General features: G+C 56.8%; 16 protein-coding genes and 1 pseudogene. 13 read left to right on the forward strand and 4 right to left on the reverse strand.

Annotation, left to right across the window (positions count from 1 at the left end; all coding sequences use genetic code 11):
* The first annotated feature begins 7 nt into the window (after positions 1 to 7).
* From livH to ugpQ, 9 genes are all read left to right on the forward strand, one after another.
* The gene (gene livH, locus VIJ98_RS01430; protein ID WP_008109897.1) at positions 8 to 934 is read left to right on the forward strand and encodes a high-affinity branched-chain amino acid ABC transporter permease LivH; all 927 of its coding nucleotides are present in this window, start codon (positions 8 to 10) and stop codon (positions 932 to 934) included.
* Positions 931 to 2202 (forward strand): high-affinity branched-chain amino acid ABC transporter permease LivM, encoded by a 1272-nt coding sequence (locus tag VIJ98_RS01435; protein WP_061718402.1) that lies wholly within the window; start codon positions 931 to 933, stop codon positions 2200 to 2202. Before livH ends, VIJ98_RS01435 begins: the two co-directional genes overlap by 4 nt.
* Positions 2199 to 2966, forward strand: coding sequence for a high-affinity branched-chain amino acid ABC transporter ATP-binding protein LivG (livG, locus tag VIJ98_RS01440; protein ID WP_008109900.1), 768 nt, complete (start codon positions 2199 to 2201; stop codon positions 2964 to 2966). Before VIJ98_RS01435 ends, livG begins: the two co-directional genes overlap by 4 nt.
* Before the next feature lies 1 nt (position 2967).
* A complete protein-coding gene (gene livF, locus VIJ98_RS01445) occupies positions 2968 to 3681 on the forward strand; it encodes a high-affinity branched-chain amino acid ABC transporter ATP-binding protein LivF (protein ID WP_008109901.1) in 714 nt (237 codons plus the stop codon).
* A 230-nt stretch (positions 3682 to 3911) separates the two neighbouring features.
* Complete coding sequence (gene ugpB / locus VIJ98_RS01450) at positions 3912 to 5228, forward strand: sn-glycerol-3-phosphate ABC transporter substrate-binding protein UgpB (RefSeq protein ID WP_008109903.1); 1317 nt, start codon at positions 3912 to 3914, stop codon at positions 5226 to 5228.
* 63 nt (positions 5229 to 5291) lie between these two features.
* Positions 5292 to 6179 carry a sn-glycerol-3-phosphate ABC transporter permease UgpA gene (ugpA, locus tag VIJ98_RS01455; protein ID WP_323271925.1) on the forward strand — a complete coding sequence of 296 codons (888 nt, stop codon included), beginning with the start codon at positions 5292 to 5294 and terminating at the stop codon, positions 6177 to 6179.
* Positions 6176 to 7021, forward strand: coding sequence for a sn-glycerol-3-phosphate ABC transporter permease UgpE (gene ugpE / locus VIJ98_RS01460; protein ID WP_008109907.1), 846 nt, complete (start codon positions 6176 to 6178; stop codon positions 7019 to 7021). Before ugpA ends, ugpE begins: the two co-directional genes overlap by 4 nt.
* Positions 7022 to 8095: a sn-glycerol-3-phosphate import ATP-binding protein UgpC gene (locus VIJ98_RS01465; RefSeq protein ID WP_008109908.1), complete on the forward strand. Its 1074-nt coding sequence runs from the start codon at positions 7022 to 7024 to the stop codon at positions 8093 to 8095. It abuts the gene before it with no gap.
* Entirely contained in the window at positions 8092 to 8835 is a 744-nt protein-coding gene (gene ugpQ / locus VIJ98_RS01470) for a glycerophosphodiester phosphodiesterase (RefSeq protein WP_323271927.1), read from the forward strand. Before VIJ98_RS01465 ends, ugpQ begins: the two co-directional genes overlap by 4 nt.
* On the opposite strand, the gene VIJ98_RS01475 is transcribed toward ugpQ, so the two are convergent.
* On the reverse strand, positions 8832 to 9110 hold the full coding sequence (locus VIJ98_RS01475) for a DUF2756 domain-containing protein (protein ID WP_312180078.1): 279 nt from the start codon (positions 9108 to 9110) through the stop codon (positions 8832 to 8834). The two genes, ugpQ and VIJ98_RS01475, sit on opposite strands and share 4 nt — an antisense overlap.
* A 329-nt stretch (positions 9111 to 9439) precedes the next feature.
* Between VIJ98_RS01475 and ggt the strand changes: the two genes are divergently transcribed.
* Positions 9440 to 11191 (forward strand): gamma-glutamyltransferase, encoded by a 1752-nt coding sequence (gene ggt / locus VIJ98_RS01480; RefSeq protein WP_323271930.1) that lies wholly within the window; start codon positions 9440 to 9442, stop codon positions 11189 to 11191.
* Between the two features lie 83 nt (positions 11192 to 11274).
* Here ggt and VIJ98_RS01485 read toward each other — a convergent pair.
* Both VIJ98_RS01485 and VIJ98_RS01490 read right to left on the reverse strand, forming a co-directional pair.
* Positions 11275 to 11769, reverse strand: a pseudogene (locus tag VIJ98_RS01485) (GNAT family N-acetyltransferase).
* 228 nt (positions 11770 to 11997) lie between these two features.
* Positions 11998 to 13569, reverse strand: coding sequence for an AbgT family transporter (locus VIJ98_RS01490; protein WP_323271932.1), 1572 nt, complete (start codon positions 13567 to 13569; stop codon positions 11998 to 12000).
* 243 nt (positions 13570 to 13812) lie between these two features.
* On the opposite strand from VIJ98_RS01490, the gene gntR reads away from it, so the two are divergent.
* From gntR to gntU, 3 genes are all read left to right on the forward strand, one after another.
* Positions 13813 to 14808, forward strand: a complete 996-nt coding sequence (gene gntR, locus VIJ98_RS01495; RefSeq protein ID WP_154194851.1) for a gluconate operon transcriptional repressor GntR — start codon at positions 13813 to 13815, stop codon at positions 14806 to 14808.
* Positions 14809 to 14950: 142 nt separating this feature from the next.
* Positions 14951 to 15487: a gluconokinase gene (gene gntK, locus VIJ98_RS01500; RefSeq protein WP_036621490.1), complete on the forward strand. Its 537-nt coding sequence runs from the start codon at positions 14951 to 14953 to the stop codon at positions 15485 to 15487.
* Between the two features lie 2 nt (positions 15488 to 15489).
* Positions 15490 to 16830, forward strand: coding sequence for a gluconate transporter (gene gntU / locus VIJ98_RS01505; RefSeq protein ID WP_008109919.1), 1341 nt, complete (start codon positions 15490 to 15492; stop codon positions 16828 to 16830).
* Positions 16831 to 16873: 43 nt separating this feature from the next.
* Here the strand turns inward: gntU and VIJ98_RS01510 are convergent, their stop codons facing one another.
* Positions 16874 to 18499 (reverse strand): Na/Pi cotransporter family protein, encoded by a 1626-nt coding sequence (locus tag VIJ98_RS01510; RefSeq protein ID WP_008109921.1) that lies wholly within the window; start codon positions 18497 to 18499, stop codon positions 16874 to 16876.
* Between the last annotated feature and the right edge of the window lie 104 nt (positions 18500 to 18603).

Consider the following 18603-nt stretch of genomic DNA (forward strand, 5'->3'; position numbering starts at 1 on the left):
CCTCACTATGTCCGAGCAGTTTCTCTATTTCATTCAGCAGATGTTCAACGGGGTTACCCTCGGGAGCACCTACGCGCTGATCGCCATCGGTTACACCATGGTTTACGGCATTATCGGCATGATCAACTTCGCCCACGGCGAGGTGTACATGATCGGTAGCTATGTCTCCTTTATCGTGATTGCCGCCCTGATGATGATGGGCATCGATACCTCGTGGCTGATGATCGCCGCCGGTTTCGTGATGGCGGTGATCATCTCCAGCGCCTATGGCTGGAGCATCGAACGCGTGGCGTACAAGCCGGTGCGATCGTCCAAGCGCCTGATCGCGCTGATCTCAGCGATCGGTATGTCGATATTCCTGCAGAACTACGTCAGCCTGACGCAAGGCTCGCGCGATCTCGCGCTGCCAAGCCTGATCACCGGTCAGTGGACGCTGGGCGAGAGCAACGGCTTTGCTGCTACGCTCTCCACCATGCAACTGGTGATTTGGGTGGTGACTTTCCTGTCGATGCTGGCGCTGACGCTGTTTATCCGTTATTCGCGCATGGGCCGCGCATGCCGCGCCTGTGCGGAAGACCTGAAAATGGCCAGTCTGCTGGGCATCAACACCGACCGCGTTATCTCTCTCACCTTCATTATTGGTGCCGCGATGGCGGCGGTGGCGGGCGTACTGCTAGGTCAATTCTACGGCTCGATCAACCCGTTCATCGGCTTTATGGCCGGGATGAAAGCCTTCACTGCCGCAGTATTGGGCGGCATCGGCAGTATTCCAGGCGCGATGATTGGCGGCCTGGTGCTGGGCATTGCGGAAGCGCTGACCTCGGCGTATCTGTCGACCGAATATAAAGATGTGGTCTCCTTCGCGCTGCTGATCGTGGTGCTGCTGGTGATGCCAACCGGGATTCTTGGCCGTCCGGAGGTGGAGAAAGTATGAAACGCCTCGGTTTGGTCAACGCCGTGATCTCCACGGTGATGTTGCTGATTCTCGCCACCTTCTTTATGGGCGTGCGCCTCGATCTGGACGGCACCAAACTGGTGGTCGCCAACGCAGGCGCGGTGCGCTGGAACTGGATTTTCATTGGTTGTGCGGTGGTGTTTGTCTTCCAGCTGCTGCGTCCGCTGGTGCAGGGTAAATTCAAACGCAGCGGCAAAGGTTTTGTCCTGCCGGGTTTTGATGGATCGACGCCAAAGCAGAAGCTGTTGATGGCGCTGGTGATAGCCGCCGCCGTCATCTGGCCGTTTCTGGTCTCGCGCGGCAGCGTGGATATCGCCACGCTGACGCTGATCTACGTGATGCTCGGTCTTGGGCTGAACGTGGTGGTGGGTTTATCCGGTTTGCTGGTGCTGGGCTACGGCGGTTTCTACGCCATCGGCGCATATACCTTCGCGTTACTCAATCATTATTACGGCTTTGGTTTCTGGGAAAGCCTGCCGCTGGCTGGTTTAGTCGCCGGGGCTTTTGGTTTGCTGCTCGGCTTCCCGGTGCTGCGCCTGCGCGGTGACTATCTGGCGATCGTCACGCTCGGTTTCGGCGAAATCGTGCGTATCCTGCTGCTGAACAACACCGCGATCACCGGCGGACCGAACGGCATTGCGCAGATTCCCAAGCCAAGCCTGTTTGGTCTGGAATTTGGCCGTCGCGTCAGTGAAGGCGGCTGGAGCACTTTCCATGACTTCTTCGGCCTGAAATACGATCCCAGCGACCGCGTGATTTTCCTTTATCTGGTAGCGCTGCTGCTGGTGGTGCTGACGCTGTTTGTTATCAACCGCTTGCTGCGTATGCCGTTAGGTCGTGCGTGGGAAGCGCTGCGTGAAGATGAGATCGCCTGCCGTTCGCTCGGCCTGAGCCCGACGCGCATCAAGCTGACTGCTTTCACTATCAGCGCCGTGTTCGCCGGCTTCGCTGGCACGCTGTTCGCGGCGCGTCAGGGCTTCGTCAGCCCGGAATCCTTCACCTTCGTTGAGTCGGCCTTTGTGCTGGCAATTGTGGTGTTGGGCGGCATGGGTTCGCAGTTGGCGGTGATCCTCGCGGCAATTCTGCTGGTGGTATCGCGCGAGCTGATGCGTGATTTGAACGAGTACAGCATGCTGGTGCTCGGCGGTTTGATGGTGCTGATGATGATCTGGCGTCCACAAGGTCTGCTGCCGATGAAGCGTCCGCATCTGAAGTTGAAAAGCAGCAAACAAGGAGAGCAGGCATGAGTCAGCCTTTATTAGCCGTTGAAGGCCTGATGATGCGCTTCGGCGGCCTGTTAGCCGTCAACAATGTGGCGCTTGAGCTGCATCCACAGGAAATTGTTTCGCTGATCGGCCCGAACGGTGCCGGTAAAACCACGGTGTTCAACTGCCTGACCGGTTTCTACAAACCGACCGGCGGCACCATCAAACTGCGCGATCAGCAGCTGCAAGGTTTACCGGGCCAGAAAATTGCGCGCATGGGCATCGTGCGTACTTTCCAGCACGTACGTCTGTTCCGTGAAATGACGGTGATTGAAAACCTCTTGGTGGCTCAGCATCAGCACCTGAAAAGCGGCGTGTTCTCCGGCCTGTTCAAAACCCCGGCTTTCCGTCGCGGTGAGAGCGAAGCGCTGGATCGCGCAGCAACCTGGCTGGACCGCATTGGTCTGCTGGATCTGGCGAACCGTCAGGCGGGCAACCTCGCGTATGGTCAGCAGCGTCGTTTGGAGATTGCGCGCTGCATGGTGACGCGCCCGGAAATCCTGATGCTGGATGAACCGGCGGCCGGCCTTAACCCGCGAGAAACGCACGAACTCGATGAGCTGATCGCCGAATTGCGCGGTGAACACAAGGTTTCCGTGCTGCTGATTGAACACGATATGAAGCTGGTGATGGGTATTTCTGACCGCATTTACGTGGTGAATCAGGGAACGCCGCTGGCTAACGGCACGCCGGAACAGGTGCGTAACAATCCGGATGTGATCCGTGCTTATTTAGGTGAGGCGTAACATGGCAAACCCGATTTTAACTTTGCAGAATGTCAGCGCTCATTACGGTCCGATTCAGGCGCTGCACAACATTAATCTGCACATCAATCAGGGTGAAATCGTCACGCTGATCGGTGCCAACGGCGCGGGTAAAACCACGCTGCTCGGCACCTTGTGCGGCGAACCGCGCGCCACCAGCGGTAACATCACCTTTGATGGTAAAGAGATCACTGACTGGCAAACCGCGAAAATCATGCGTGAAGCGATTGCGATTGTGCCGGAAGGCCGTCGCGTGTTTTCGCGCATGACGGTGGAAGAGAACCTGGCGATGGGCGGCTTCTTCGCCACGCGTCAGCAGTATCTGGAGCGTATCGATCGCGTGTATCAGCTGTTTTCTCGCCTGGCAGAACGTAAAGCGCAGCGCGCGGGCACCATGTCCGGCGGTGAGCAGCAGATGCTGGCGATTGGTCGCGCGTTGATGAGCCAGCCGCGCTTGCTGCTGCTGGATGAGCCGTCGCTGGGTTTGGCGCCGATTATCATTCAGCAGATCTTCGACACCATTGAGCAGTTGCGTAAAGAGGGCATGACCATCTTCCTCGTCGAGCAGAACGCCAACCAGGCGCTGAAGCTGGCGGATCGGGGTTATGTGCTCGAAAACGGTCATGTAGTGCTGGAGGATAGCGGCGAAGCGTTGCTTTCCAACGAAGCGGTTAGAAGCGCGTACCTCGGCGCGTAACCGGCGGTCGGCATGAATGCCGACCCTACAAAATCGCGTAGGGTCGCCATTTATGGCGACCTTTACCTTAGCAGCTCAATTGCCCCGTCCTAAACCCCAATCGAACAAAACCTATCTGTCACATCCCCGTCATAAACCTGTTATTAATCCGTCATTTCCCCGTGTCATGTTACGTCGCGAACTAAAAAATGCGCGAATTCGCGCGTACTTAACAGCACAGGAAAAACCTTATGTCCGCTTTTACGCTTCGTCCCCGCCTGATGAGTGTAGTGCTCGGTCTGGCGCTCAGCGGTAATGCGCTGGCTGCAACTGAGATCCCTTTCTGGCACTCAATGGAAGGCGAGTTAGGCAAAGAAGTTGATTCTCTGGCACAACGTTTTAACCAGGCTCATCCCGATTACAAAATCGTTCCGACTTACAAAGGCAACTACGAGCAGAGCTTAGCGGCGGGTATCGCGGCGGTGCGCTCCGGTAAAGCGCCTGCGCTGCTGCAGGTGTATGAAGTCGGTACGGCGACCATGATGGCGTCAAAAGCTATCGTCCCGGTCAACCAGGTGTTTAAAGACGCTGGCGTGCAGATGGATCCGAAGCAGTTCGTGCCAGCCGTCGCCGGTTACTACAGCGACAGCAAAGGCCAGCTGATCTCTCAGCCGTTCAACAGCTCCACGCCGGTGCTGTACTACAACAAAGACGCGTTCAAGAAAGCCGGTTTGAACCCGGATCAGCCACCGAAAACCTGGCAGGAGCTGGCAAAAGATGCTGAAGCGCTGCGCAAAGCGGGCCTGACCTGTGGTTACGCCAGCGGCTGGCAGGGCTGGATTCAGATTGAAAACTTCAGCGCCTGGCATGCGCTGCCGGTCGCCACCAAAAACAACGGCTTTGACGGTACCGACGCGGTGCTGGAATTCAACAAGCCGGTGCAGGTGCGCCACATTGAAATGCTGGAAGCGATGAACAAGAAGGGTGATTTCACCTACTTCGGTCGCAAAGATGAATCTACCGCCAAGTTCTATAACGGCGATTGCGGCATCACCACCGCGTCTTCCGGTTCGCTGGCCGACATCAAACACTACGCCAAATTCAACTTCGGCGTTGGCATGATGCCGTACGATGAAACCGTACCGAACGCACCGCAGAACGCCATCATTGGCGGCGCGAGCCTGTGGGTGATGAAAGGCAAAGATGCCAACACCTACAAAGGCGCGGCGGAGTTCATGAAGTTCCTCGCCCAGCCGGAAATCGCTGCTGAATGGCACCAGAAAACCGGTTATCTGCCGATCACCACTGCCGCGTACGAGCTGACCAAGCAACAGGGCTTCTATGACAAGAACCCAGGTGCGGACATCGCCACGCGTCAGATGCTGAACAAAGATCCGCTGCCGTTCACCAAAGGCATGCGTCTGGGCAACATGCCGCAGATTCGTACCATCGTGGACGAAGAGCTGGAAGGCGTGTGGACCGGCAAACAGGCGCCGCAAGCTGCGCTGGATAACGCTGTGAAACGCGGTAACGAACTGCTGCGCCGTTTTGAGCAGCAAGTGAAGTAACGCTGTTATCTCGGGGCCGACGCCTGGCGTTCGCCCCGATTTTCTTCTTTGATTGAGCCTGCTATGTCCTCATCGCGCCCGGTATTTCGCTCCCGTTTTCTGCCCTATTTGCTGCTGTTGCCGCAACTGGTGATTACAGCCATCTTCTTCTTGTGGCCATCCGGTGAAGCCTTGTGGTATTCGCTGCAAAGCATTGATCCTTTTGGCATCTCCAGCACCTTCGTTGGGCTGGCGAACTTTAAACGCCTGTTCAGCGACGAATACTATCTGGCCTCCTTTTGGACCACCATTGAGTTCAGTGCGCTGGTGACGATTTGCGGCATGACCTTCTCCCTGCTGCTGGCGGCGCTGGTCGATTATGTGATTCGCCTGCGCAAGCTCTACCAAACCTTGCTGCTGCTGCCGTACGCGGTGGCGCCGGTGGTGGCGGCGGTGCTGTGGATGTTCCTGTTCAATCCGGGCCTCGGTTTGTTCAGCCATCTGCTGAACCAAATGGGCTACAACTGGAACTACGCGCAAAACAGCGGTCAGGCGATGTTCCTGATTGTATTGGCGTCGATCTGGCAGCAAATGAGCTACAACTTCCTGTTTTTCTTCGCTGCGCTGCAGTCGATTCCCAAATCGCTGGTGGAAGCAGCGGCGATCGATGGCGCCGGTCCGGTGCGTCGCTTCTTCAATTTGTCCCTGCCGCTGATCACGCCGGTGAGCTTTTTCCTGCTGGTGGTCAATCTGGTGTACGCCTTCTTCGATACCTTCCCGGTGATCGATGCCGCCACCGGCGGCGGGCCGGTGCAGGCCACCACCACGCTGATCTACAAAATTTATCGCGAAGGCTTCACCGGGCTGGATCTCTCTTCCTCCGCCGCGCAATCGGTGGTGCTGATGCTGCTGGTGATTGGCCTGACTATCCTGCAATTCCGCTTTGTCGAGCGTAAGGTGCAATACCAATGATTGAGAATCGACGAGGGCTGGACATCTTCAGCCATACCTTGCTGGTGCTGGGCGTGCTGACCATTCTGTTCCCGCTCTACATCGCTTTCGTCGCAGCGACGCTGGATAACGAAGCGGTGTATCAGGTGCCGATGACGCTGCTGCCGGGCACGCATTTGTGGGAGAACATCTCGCGCATCTGGACGCACGGCGTGAATGGCAGCGGTCCGGCGTTTGGCATGATGATGCTCAACAGCCTGCTGATGGCGCTCGGCATCACCATCGGCAAAATCAGCGTCTCGATGCTCTCCGCCTTCGCGCTGGTGTGGTTCCGCTTCCCGCTGCGCTCGCTGTTTTTCTGGCTGATTTTCATCACCCTGATGCTGCCGGTAGAAGTGCGTATTTTCCCCACGGTGGAAGTGATTTCGACGCTGAATATGCTCGACAGCTACAGCGGCTTAACGCTGCCGCTGATGGCGTCGGCTACCGCCACTTTCCTGTTCCGTCAGTTCTTTATGTCGCTGCCGGACGAGCTAATTGAGGCGGCGCGTATCGACGGTGCCAGCCCGATGCGTTTCTTCTGGGACATCGTGTTACCGCTGTCCAAAACCAATCTCGCCGCGCTCTTCGTGATCACCTTCATCTACGGCTGGAACCAGTATCTGTGGCCGCTGCTGATCATCAACGATGCCAGCCTCAGCACCGCCGTTGCCGGAGTGAAAAGTATGATCAACAGCAGCGGCGGGCCGACGCAGTGGAATGAAGTGATGGCGGCAATGTTATTAACCCTGATTCCACCGGTGGTGGTGGTACTCGTGATGCAACGTGCGTTTGTGCGTGGCCTGGTAGAGAGTGATAAATAAATGGCAGGCGTAACCCTTCAGACCGTTACCAAATCGTATGACGGCAAAAATCAGATCATTCAGCCACTGAATATCACCATTAACGATGGCGAATTTATGGTGATGGTCGGCCCTTCCGGCTGCGGTAAATCGACGCTGCTGCGCATGGTGGCGGGCCTTGAGCGCGTATCGTCGGGCGATATCTATATCGACGACAAACGCGTCACCAACATGGAACCGAAAGATCGCGGCATCGCCATGGTGTTCCAGAACTACGCGCTCTATCCGCATATGACGGTGGGCGAAAACATGGCGTATGGCCTGAAAATTCGCGGCATGGGCAAAGTGCAGATCGATCAACGCGTAATGGAAGCGGCACGCAGCCTCGAGCTGGATCATCTGCTGCATCGCCGCCCGCGTGAGCTGTCGGGCGGACAGCGTCAGCGCGTGGCGATGGGGCGTGCTATCGTGCGTGAACCAGCGGTCTTCCTGTTTGATGAGCCGCTGTCGAATCTGGATGCGCGCTTGCGCGTGCAGATGCGCCTTGAGCTGCAACAGCTGCATCGCCGCCTGAAAACCACCAGCATCTACGTGACGCACGATCAGGTGGAAGCGATGACGCTGGCGCAGCGCGTGATGGTGATGAACAAAGGCGTGGTGGAGCAGGTGGGCACGCCGGTGGAAGTGTACGAGCGTCCGGCCAGCCAGTTTGTTGCCTCGTTTATCGGCGCGCCCGCCATGAATTTACTGCCGGGACAAATCAGCAGCGACGGCACGCGTTTCACGCTGGATGCGCTCAACAGCTTGCTGCTGGGCGAAAGCAAAGCCAAATGGGCCAATCGCCCGCTAACGCTCGGCATTCGTCCCGAGCACATCAAGCTCAGCAGCCGCGACGCGGGCGGCATTCCGCTGGTGGTGGAGACGTTAGAGATGCTGGGCGCGGATAATCTGGCGCACGGACGCATCGGTAATGCGCGCATGGTGGTACGTTTGCCGCACAGCGAGCGCCCGCAGGCGGGCAGCACCTTGTGGCTGCATCTGCCGTCAGATGCGTTACACTTCTTCGATTCAACCTATGGAAAGCGTCTGGAATGAGTCAACACAACTGGCCTTATCCGCACATTGTCGCGCATCGCGGCGGCGGCAAACTGGCTCCGGAAAATACCCTCGCGGCGATTGATGTCGGCGCGCAGCACGGTCACACCATGATCGAGTTTGATGCCAAGCTGTCGGAAGATAAGCAGATTTTCCTGCTGCACGACGACACGCTGGATCGCACCAGCAACGGTTGGGGCGTGGCGGGCGCGCTGTCGTGGCATAAGCTGTCACAGCTGGATGCCGGCGGCTGGTTTAGCCGCGATTACGAAGGCGAACCGCTGGCGCTGCTGAGTGAAGTGGCCGAACGTTGTCGCCAGCATCAGATGATGGCGAATATCGAGATCAAACCCACCACTGGGCAGGATGTGGAAACCGGCCGCAATGTGGCGCTGGCGGCACGTGAAATGTGGCAAGGACAAACCGCGCCGCTGCTCTCCTCGTTCTCTTACGCCGCGCTGGAAGCGGCAATGGAAGCGGTGCCGGAACTGCCACGCGGTTTGCTGCTGGATGAATGGCACGACGATTGGCAGGCGCTGACTTCGCGTCTGGATTGCGCGTCGATCCATCTGAACCACAAATTACTCGACGCCGAACGCACCGCGCAGCTAAAAGCGGCCGGTCTGCATATTTTGGTGTATACCGTGAATCAGCCCGCGCGGGCGCGCGAGCTGTTAGACTGGGGCGTCGATGCTATCTGCACCGACCGCATCGATATTATCGGGCCCGACTTCCGTTAGTTCTGCTGCTGATTCTGGCCCGGCTGCGACTGAATCACGCGCTGCTGGGCGCTATCCCGCTGTTCCTGCACCTTGCGCTGTACATCCTGACTTTGCTGCTGCTGACTCTGCTGCAACTTGAGCTTCTGCTGTTGCTGCTGACTCTGCATCTGCGACTGCATCCGCTGCTGGCTCGGGTTATAGCCGGGTTTGTTCGGGTCGTTGGTGCTGTTCAACGTATTTGCCATGCTGCTTAACGGCAGCAATGCTGCGATCACAATTAGCCATTTGTTCATGGTCTTCCTCCATTAATGCAGCCTGCTGTGTGCTGATGCCGCCAATGTGGCAACACGCGCTGCAGCCATAAGTTTATGCGATATCACAAACCTATGATCCAGGAGTGCGCCGAATTTAGCTTACTGCTACGCTTTTTACCGTGTTTGCAAACACTTGCATCAATAAATAACAAATGGATACCCAAAATAATTCAAGGCGCAGGAAAGCGGCAAACGAGAGAGTCCCGATGAGCTTACACAAGTAAGTGATTCGGGTGAACGAGAGCAGCCAACGCATCTGCACCTTGAAGTATGAAGGGTATAAATAACTTTAAAAGGGTGGTGGCAGGATGAGGATACAGGGCAACGTGCGGCAGTTCGGCTGGGCATTATTGATGAGTTTTACCGTGGTGCAGGGCGCACAAGCCGCGCCCGCCAACGCGCCGCCGGTTTCGTATGGTGTTGATAGCGATACCTTTCACCCGGTGAAAGCCAAACATGGCATGGTGGCATCGGTGGATGCGATGGCGACGGAAGTTGGCGTCGATATTCTCAAGCAGGGCGGTAACGCGGTGGATGCGGCCGTTGCGGTCGGTTTCGCGCTAGCTGTGACGCATCCGCAGGCCGGTAACCTCGGCGGCGGGGGCTTTATGCTGCTGCGCACCGCATCTGGACGTACCACCGCCATCGACTTCCGCGAAATGGCACCGGCGCGCGCCTCACGCGATATGTTTCTCGATAAGCAGGGCAATGCTGATAGTAAGTTGTCACTCACTTCTCACTTAGCCTCAGGCACGCCGGGCACCGTGGCCGGTTTTGCGCTGGCGGCACAGAAATACGGTACCTTGCCGCTGAGCAAATTACTGGCACCCGCCATTAAACTGGCGCGTGACGGCATCGTGGTGAACGATGCGCTGGCCGACGATCTCGCCACTTACGGCAAAGAGACGTTGATCAATCACGACAACAGCCGTGCGATTTTCTACAAAGCCGACGGTAAGCCGTACCAAAAGGGCGAACGTCTGGTGCAGAAAAACCTCGCACATAGCCTGCAGTTGATCGCCCAGCAAGGTCCGGAGGCGTTCTATAAGGGCAAAATCGCCGATGAAATTGCCGGTGAAATGGCGCAGCACGGCGGCCTGATCGGCAAGCCGGATCTGGCGGCTTATCGCGCGGTAGAACGCAAACCGGTGAGCGGCACCTATCGCGGCTACGAAGTGTTCTCCATGCCGCCGCCATCGTCCGGCGGGATTCACATCGTGCAGATCCTCAATATCCTGGAAAACTTCGACCTCGCGAAGTTTGGCTTTGGCAGCGCCGATGCGATGCAGGTGATGGCGGAAGCGGAAAAATACGCTTATGCCGACCGTTCGGAATACCTTGGCGATCCTGACTTCGTTAAAGTGCCGCAGCAGGCGCTGACCAGCAAAGCCTACGCCAAAACCCTGGCGCAGCAGATTGACGTCAACAAAGCGCGTCCATCCAGCGAGATCAAGCCGGGCAAACTGGCGCCGTATGAAAGCAATCAAACCACGCACTTCTCGGTGGTGGATAAAGATGGCAACGCGGTGGCGGTGACCTACACGCTGAATACCTACTTCGGCAGCGGCATTGTTGCCGGACAAAGCGGCATCTTGATGAACAATGAAATGGATGATTTTTCGGCCAAACCGGGCACGCCCAACGTCTACGGCTTAGTTGGTGGCGAGGCGAATGCGGTGCAACCGGCCAAACGTCCGCTGTCATCGATGTCGCCCACCATCGTGGCGAAAGACGGTAAAACCTGGCTGGTGACCGGCAGCCCAGGCGGCAGCCGCATTATCACCACCGTTCTGCAAATGGTGGTGAACAGCATCGATTTTGGTATGAACGTTGCGGAAGCGACCAACGCACCGCGCTTCCATCATCAATGGTTGCCCGATCAGCTGCGCGTGGAAAAAGGCTTCAGCCCGGATACGCTGCGCCTGCTGGAAGCCAAAGGCCAGCATGTGAAAGTGATGCCGGCAATGGGCAGCACGCAGAGCATTATGATTGGGCCGGATGGCACGCGCTATGGCGCATCGGATCCGCGTTCGGTAGATGATTTGAGTGCAGGTTATTAATCACTTGTAGGGTCGCCATTCATGGCGACCTGATTTCCAGGTGCGCATTAATGCGCACCCTACAAGCAACCGGCGAATTCACATTAACCTTTCAAGCGCGCCATATAATGCGTATCCACCATTTCGCCGTCGCGCATCGCGTGTCGACGCGCGGTGCCTTCAATCTCAAAGCCAAACTGCTGATACAAGCCGAGCGCTTTGTGGTTATCGGCGAACACCGTCAACTCAATGCGCGTCACCTGCAGCTAGTTGTCGCACAAATCAATCATCGCTGACATCAGCGCTTTACCGACGCCGCGCCGCTGAAAGGCAGAATCGACGCCCATGCCAAAGGTCGCCGCATGGCGACGGCGCGCCACCGACAGCACTTCAAGAGTGAGTTGTCCGGCAATCTGATCGTCAATACACGCCACTAGCATCTGCACACCCGGACGCGGATTGCTTAGGCGCTCCTGCCACAGCGTCGGGGATTGAAACGGCAGATGTAGCGTGCTGGCCTGCGGTTCAGGCTGGCTGTACATGCGCGTTAAAGCGGCGGCATCTTCGGGAATGGCGTGACGAATGACGATCTGACTCATAGAGCGCTCCTTGTGCAAAATGGAATAAATCCCTTTTAACATCAAGGGATTAACGCAATTCGTCAACGCAAAATAATCCGCAAAAATACTTTACAGACGCGAATGATAATGATTATTATTGTCATGCGAGCTCGGGAACGTCTCCTGACAACCGGGTAAGCACGACATTGCTCACATTGCTTCCAAGTATTATTTAGCCAGCTCGGGTGCTGGCTTTTTTTTTGCCTTTTACAGGGTGTACCAGGTTGCTGCACCGGGCCCGACCGGCAGGTTGAAGACAAACACCCACAGGACAAACAGCAGCGTCCAGCCAATCATAAACACCACCGAATACGGCAACATCATCGCCACCAGCGTTCCGATACCCATGTCGCGACGATAGCGCGCCGCCACCGCCATAATCAGACCAAAGTAACTCATCATTGGCGTAATCACGTTGGTTACCGAATCACCAATGCGATAAGCCGCCTGAATCACTTCCGGCGCAAAGCCGACCAGCATTAACATCGGTACGAAAATCGGGGCGGTAACTGCCCATTGCGCCGAGGCGGAGCCAATCATCAGGTTGATAAAGCCGCAGATCATGATGAAGCAGACAAACAGCAGCGGCGCGCCCATATCCAGTGATGCCAGCAGATTGGCGCCTTTCACCGCTACCACGGTGCCGAAGTTGCTCCAGTTAAAGAACGCAACAAACTGTGCCGCAAAGAATACCAGTACGATGTACATGCCCATGCTGCTCATGCTGGCAGACATGGCGTTGATCACGTCGCGATCGTTGCGCATATTGCCAATCATGCGGCCATAAACCATGCCGGGAATGGCGAAGAAGACAAAGATAAACACCACAATGCCTTTCAGGAATGGCGAGCCTGCCAGCGTGCCGGTTTTCGGGTTGAGCAATACGCCGTAGCCTGGAATCACGGTCAGAATCAGTAACAACGTGACGCCGAGAACCGCCCAGCCTGCGCCTTTCAGCGCGCGACGTTCTTCTGCCGATAGCGCGCCCATATCGCCACGCACCGCCTCGCCTTCGCTGTCCTGATACTTGCCCAGTTTGGGTTCGACAATGCTGTTAGTAATCCAGGTGCCAAGAATGGAAATCACGAAGGTACTGACAAACATGAAGTACCAGTTCACTTCCGGGCCAACATGGTAGTTAGGATCGATAATCTGTGCGGCGCTTTGGGTAATGCCAGACAGCAGCGGATCAATGGTGCCGAGCAGCAAGTTGGCGCTGTAGCCGCCGGAAACACCGGCAAACGCCGCCGCCAGGCCCGCCAATGGATGACGTCCCAATGAGTGGAAAATCATCGCCGCCAACGGAATCAGCACCACATAGCCCAACTCAGAAGCGGTATTGGATACGATACCGGCGAAGACGATGGTGAAAGTGATGAGCTTTTTCGGTGCGTTAAACACCAGCGCGCGCATTGCCGCCGAGAGCAGCCCAGAATGTTCGGCAATGCCCACGCCGAGCAGCGCAACCAGCACGGTGCCGAGCGGCGCAAAGCCGGTGAAGTTGGTGACCAGATGGCTGACGATGCGTTGCAAACCATCGGCACTCATCAGGCTAACCACGTGAATCACACCATCCGGTGCGCGACCCGCTGCACCAACCGGGCGCGGATCGATAACGCTGACGCCAAAGGCGGCGGCAATTGCGGAGGCGACGATGATGAACAATGCAAACAGCGCAAAGAGCGTAATCGGATGCGGTAATAAGTTTCCTAGCCACTCAACGGTGTTAAGAAAACGCTCAATCGGGCGTTTGGCTGGTGTAGAAGAATGGTCCGTCATAATGATCCTTGTTTTGTCATTTAGTCTGATGTGCAGGACTGCCGATGCTCTTTGTTCTCTTCCAGGTTAGCTACAAGACCATTCTCGGAAGTAACGAGAAGCCTGGTGCGCATGAATGCGCATCCTACAAAACCCCCGCCGTATAACCGTAAGGTCGCCATTAATGGCGACCGATTTCCCGCAAAACCTTAACCTGACAAAAAAATGATAAACTCGGGTTATCTCTGATCTCAGGCGCATACGATGAAGAAGAAAAGACCGGTATTACAGGACGTTGCCGATCGCGTCGGCATCACAAAAATGACCGTCAGCCGCTACCTGCGCAACCCGGATCAGGTCTCGGTGGCGCTGCGCGATAAGATCGCCGTGGCGCTAGATGAGCTCGGTTACATCCCCAATCGCGCGCCCGATATGCTCTCTAACGCCACCAGCCGCGCCATCGGCGTGCTGCTGCCTTCGCTGACTAACCAGGTTTTCGCCGACGTTTTGCGCGGGATCGAAGCCGTTACCGACGAAGCCGGTTATCAAACGCTGGTGGCGCACTTTGGCTATAACGCGCAGAAAGAGGAGTTGCAGCTGCGCTCGCTGCTCGGCTGGAATATCGACGGCGTGATCCTCACCGAACGCACCCATACGCCAGGCACGCTGCGCATGCTGGAAGTGGCGGGCATTCCGGTGATTGAGATGATGGATTCGGTAACGCCTTGCCTCGATATGGCGGTGGGCTTCGATAACGTCGAAGCCGCGCGGCAGATGACGCATGCTATTCTGAAAAAAGGCCATCGCCACACCGTCTATCTCGGTGCGCGCCTTGATGAACGTACTTTGCAGAAGCAGCAGGGCTACGAAAAAGCGATGCGCGAAGCGGGGCTCACGCCACACAGCGTGATGATGGAAGATGCCTCCTCGTTTAGCGCCGGCGCGCAACTGCTGTGCGAAGCGCAAAAGCGTTATCCCGAAACCGACAGCCTGTTTTGTACTAACGATGACCTCGCGGTGGGCGCGATGTTTGAGTGTCAGCGTCAGGGATTGCGTGTGCCGGAGCAGATGGCGATTGCCGGATTCCACGGCCACGACATCACGCAAGTGGTGAATCCGCGCCTCGCCACGGTGTTAACGCCGCGAGAGCGTATGGGACGCGAATCGGCAGCGATGCTGCTGGCGCGGATTGGCGGCGATCGCACGATGACACAACCGCTGGATGTTGGCTTTGAAATCTCCGAAGGTGACAGCATCTGATTTTGGCGATTTTTTGAGTCAGTTCACACTTTCGTGCTTTTCCGCCTGAGAAGGGTTGCCAGCCTTTCAGTGGGCTCTGACAATGGCAACTCGATTTGTTATCGGTAACATTGGGCAGAATTCACTGCCGGAGTGCAAAACAATGACAACGCCATCTCCATCGCACCACGTCTTTATCCTGATGGGCGTTTCCGGCAGCGGAAAATCTGCCGTCGCCAATCAGGTCTCTCATCAGTTAAACACTGCGTTCCTCGATGGGGATTTCCTCCATCCGCGCAGCAACATCATGAAAATGGCCGACGGTCATCCGCTGGACGACAACGATCGCCAGCCGTGGCTGCAGGCGCTGAATGATGCGGCATTTGCCATGCAGCGTACGCAGGAGATCTCCATCATCGTCTGTTCGGCGCTGAAAAAGTCCTATCGCGACATCCTGCGACAGGGCAACGAGAACCTGAAATTTATCTATCTGCAGGGCGACTTCGAAACCATCGAATCCCGCCTGAAAGCGCGTAAAGGTCACTTCTTTAAACCGCAGATGCTGGTGACGCAGTTCGCCACGCTGCAGGAACCCGGCGCGGATGAGCCCGATGTACTGGTGGTTGATATCAATCATTCACTGGATGAGGTAGTTGCGGCCACGGTTGCGACCATTGAGGGTGCAATCAACAAGGGTTAGTCATGAGTACCGCAACGCTAGTGTTAACCGCAGCAGGCTCTGTCCTGCTGCTGCTGTTTTTGGTGATGAAAGCGCGTATGCACGCCTTTGTTGCCCTGATGTTAGTCTCTATTGGTGCCGGTCTGTTCTCTGGCATGCCGCTCGATAAAATCGCTGAAACCATGGAAAAAGGCATGGGCGGAACGCTCGGCTTTCTCGCCATTGTGGTGGCGTTGGGCGCGATGTTCGGCAAGATCCTGCATGAAACCGGCGCCGTCGATCAGATCGCCATCCGCATGTTGAAAACCTTTGGTGAAAGCCGCGCGCACTATGCGATGGGCGTTGCCGGGTTGATCTGTGCGTTACCGCTGTTCTTTGAAGTGGCGGTGGTGTTGCTGATCAGCATTGCGTTCGCCGTGGCGCGTCGTACCAAAGGCAATTTAGTGAAGCTGGTGATCCCACTGTTTGCCGGTGTTGCCGCTTCTGCCGCGTTCCTGCTGCCGGGACCCGCACCGATGCTGCTGGCTGCGCAGATGCACGCCGATTTTGGCTGGATGATTCTGCTGGGCCTGTGCGCGGCGATTCCGGGCATGCTGATTGCTGGTCCGCTGTTTGGTAATTTTATCGCGCGTCACGTTAGCTTTAGCGCGCCACCGGAAGATCATCAGCCGGAAGTGGAAGAGGGCAAACTGCCGTCGTTTGGCTTTAGCCTGGCGTTGATTCTGTTCCCGCTGCTGCTGGTAGGCCTGAAAACCATCGGTGCACGTTTCACCACGCCGGGCTCTCATCTGTATGAGTGGCTGGAGTTTATCGGCCATCCGTTCACCGCGATTCTGCTGGCCTGTCTGGTGGCGATTTATGGCCTGGCTTATCGTCAGGGCATGGATAAAGAGAAGGTGATGCAGGTGTGCGGCAGCGCGCTGCAACCGGCGGGCATTATTCTGCTGGTGATTGGTGCGGGCGGCGTGTTTAAGCAGGTGCTGGTGGATTCGGGCGTTGGCCCGGTTTTAGGGCATGCGTTAACCGGTGCAGGCATGCCGATTGCGCTGGCTTGCTTCATCCTTTCTGGCGCGATTCGCGTGATTCAGGGTTCGGCCACCGTGGCGTGTTTAACTACCGTTGGTTTGGTGATGCCGGTGATTGAACCGCTGCACTACAGCGGCGCGCAGCTGGCTGCGCTGTCGATCTGTATCGGCGGCGGCTCGATCATTATCAGTCACGTGAATGATGCCGGTTTCTGGCTGTTTGGCCGCTTTACCGGCGCCACCGAAGCCGAAACGCTGAAGACATGGACGCTGATGGAAACCATTCTGGGAACTACCGGCGCGATTGTTGGCATGATTGCGTTTAGTTTGTTGTCGTAAATTTGGTGTGGTCGCCATCAATGGCGACCCTACGAAACGACATTTAATCCTCTTCCCGCTCATCATCTGGCTGATCTAAAACCGTGTACGCCACGGCGCAGAACAGCGAATTCAAACGCTTCATATCGCCCAGCAAGCCAAGATGCAGCGAGCTGGTTTCGATGCTTTGCACGTTCTGCAGATGCAAACGTTCGACGTGCGCGTGTGAGAAACGGCGAATCAGGATGCGGAAACGATGTTTAGAGCGGCGCAGGCGTTTGGCGCTGGTGACATCGTGCGACAGAAACACCGACAAACTCAGCCGCAGGTTATACAGCACCTGCTCCTGCAAGGTTTGCAGCTCCTCCAATCCCTCCGCTGAGAAGGCACGGCGCGCGGTTAGCGACTTATCCGCCACGTCGGCACACATGCGTTCGATAATGTCGCCCGCCTGTTCAAGGTTGAGCGCCATCTCAATGATCTCCGCCCAGCGGCGTGAATCATCCTCCGGCAAATCCTCTTTTGGCATGCGCGCCAGATAGAGTTTGATCGCGGTGTAGAGCACATCAACATCATCATCCAGCCGCCGCACCGCGCGCTCTTCGCGCAGGTCGCCGTGCACCACTTTATTGAATGACTCAATCATCTGCTCGACCACATCGCCGATGCGCAGCGTCTCGCGTGAGGCATTAGCCAGCGCTAACGCGGGTGTATCCAGTGCGCTGCTGTCGAGGTGTTTGGGTTTGAGATGCGTTTCGTTTTCAGGATCATCGGCGATCATACGGCGGCACAGGCGCGCCATCGGATCGGCAAACGGCACCATGACTAAGCAGCGGATCAGGTTGTAAAACACGTGGAAGAAGATCACCAACTCTTCATCGTTGACCGGCATTTTATCCAGCACGTCGGCGACCACATTGACGAACGGCAAAATGGCGATGCTGCCAATCAGCTTAAACAGCAGGCTGCCGAGCGCGACGCGTTTGCCCGCCGCGTTGGAGCCGCTGGCGTTGATCATCGCCAGCAAGCCGCTGCCGAGGTTGGCTCCAATCACCAAACAGAGCGCCACTTTGAAGGAGATCACGCCGGTGGCGGTCAGCGTGGCGGTAATCAGTACCGCCGCGAGGCTGGAGTAGCTAATGATGGCGAACACCGCGCCAATCAGCGCATCGAGCATCACATCGCCGGTCAGCGTTGAAAACAGCACCTGTACGCCCGCCGCCTGAGTGATCGGTTTGGCGGCCGCCACTATCAGCTGCAGCGCCAGCAGAATCAGTCCGAGCCCGATACTGGCGCGGCCCAGCTGCCCAACGCGCGTTTGCTTGCGGCTGAGGAAGAACACCACGCCAAAGAAGATAAACAGCGGCGACAGCCACGACAGATCGAAGGTCAGGATACGCGCCATGATCGCGGTCCCGACATCCGCGCCCAATACCACTACCAGCGCGGGTGTAAGGCTTACCAGATTCTGGGCAACAAAGGAGGTAACCAGCAGCGTGGTGGCGTTACTGCTCTGCACCAGCGCCGTGACGCCAATGCCGGCAAGAAACGCCATCGGTTTTTTTTCGACGCTGCGGCTAAGTACGCGACGCAGATCGGCACCGTAAACGCGCATGATGCCGGTTCGCACAATGTGTGTGCCCCACACCAGCAGCGCAACGGCGGAGAGTAGATTAAGCAGAGTTAACACGTATAGAGGCTCCTCATCCGTCAGGCTCAAACCACACCGATTGCCAGCCTGACGGTGAGCACAACCGGTAAAACCTTCGCCGCGTTGTGTCGCCTTTTTTCGTT

This window comes from Pantoea sp. S18, from assembly GCF_045689705.1.
In the GTDB taxonomy this organism is placed as follows: Bacteria; Pseudomonadota; Gammaproteobacteria; order Enterobacterales; family Enterobacteriaceae; genus Pantoea; species Pantoea symbiotica.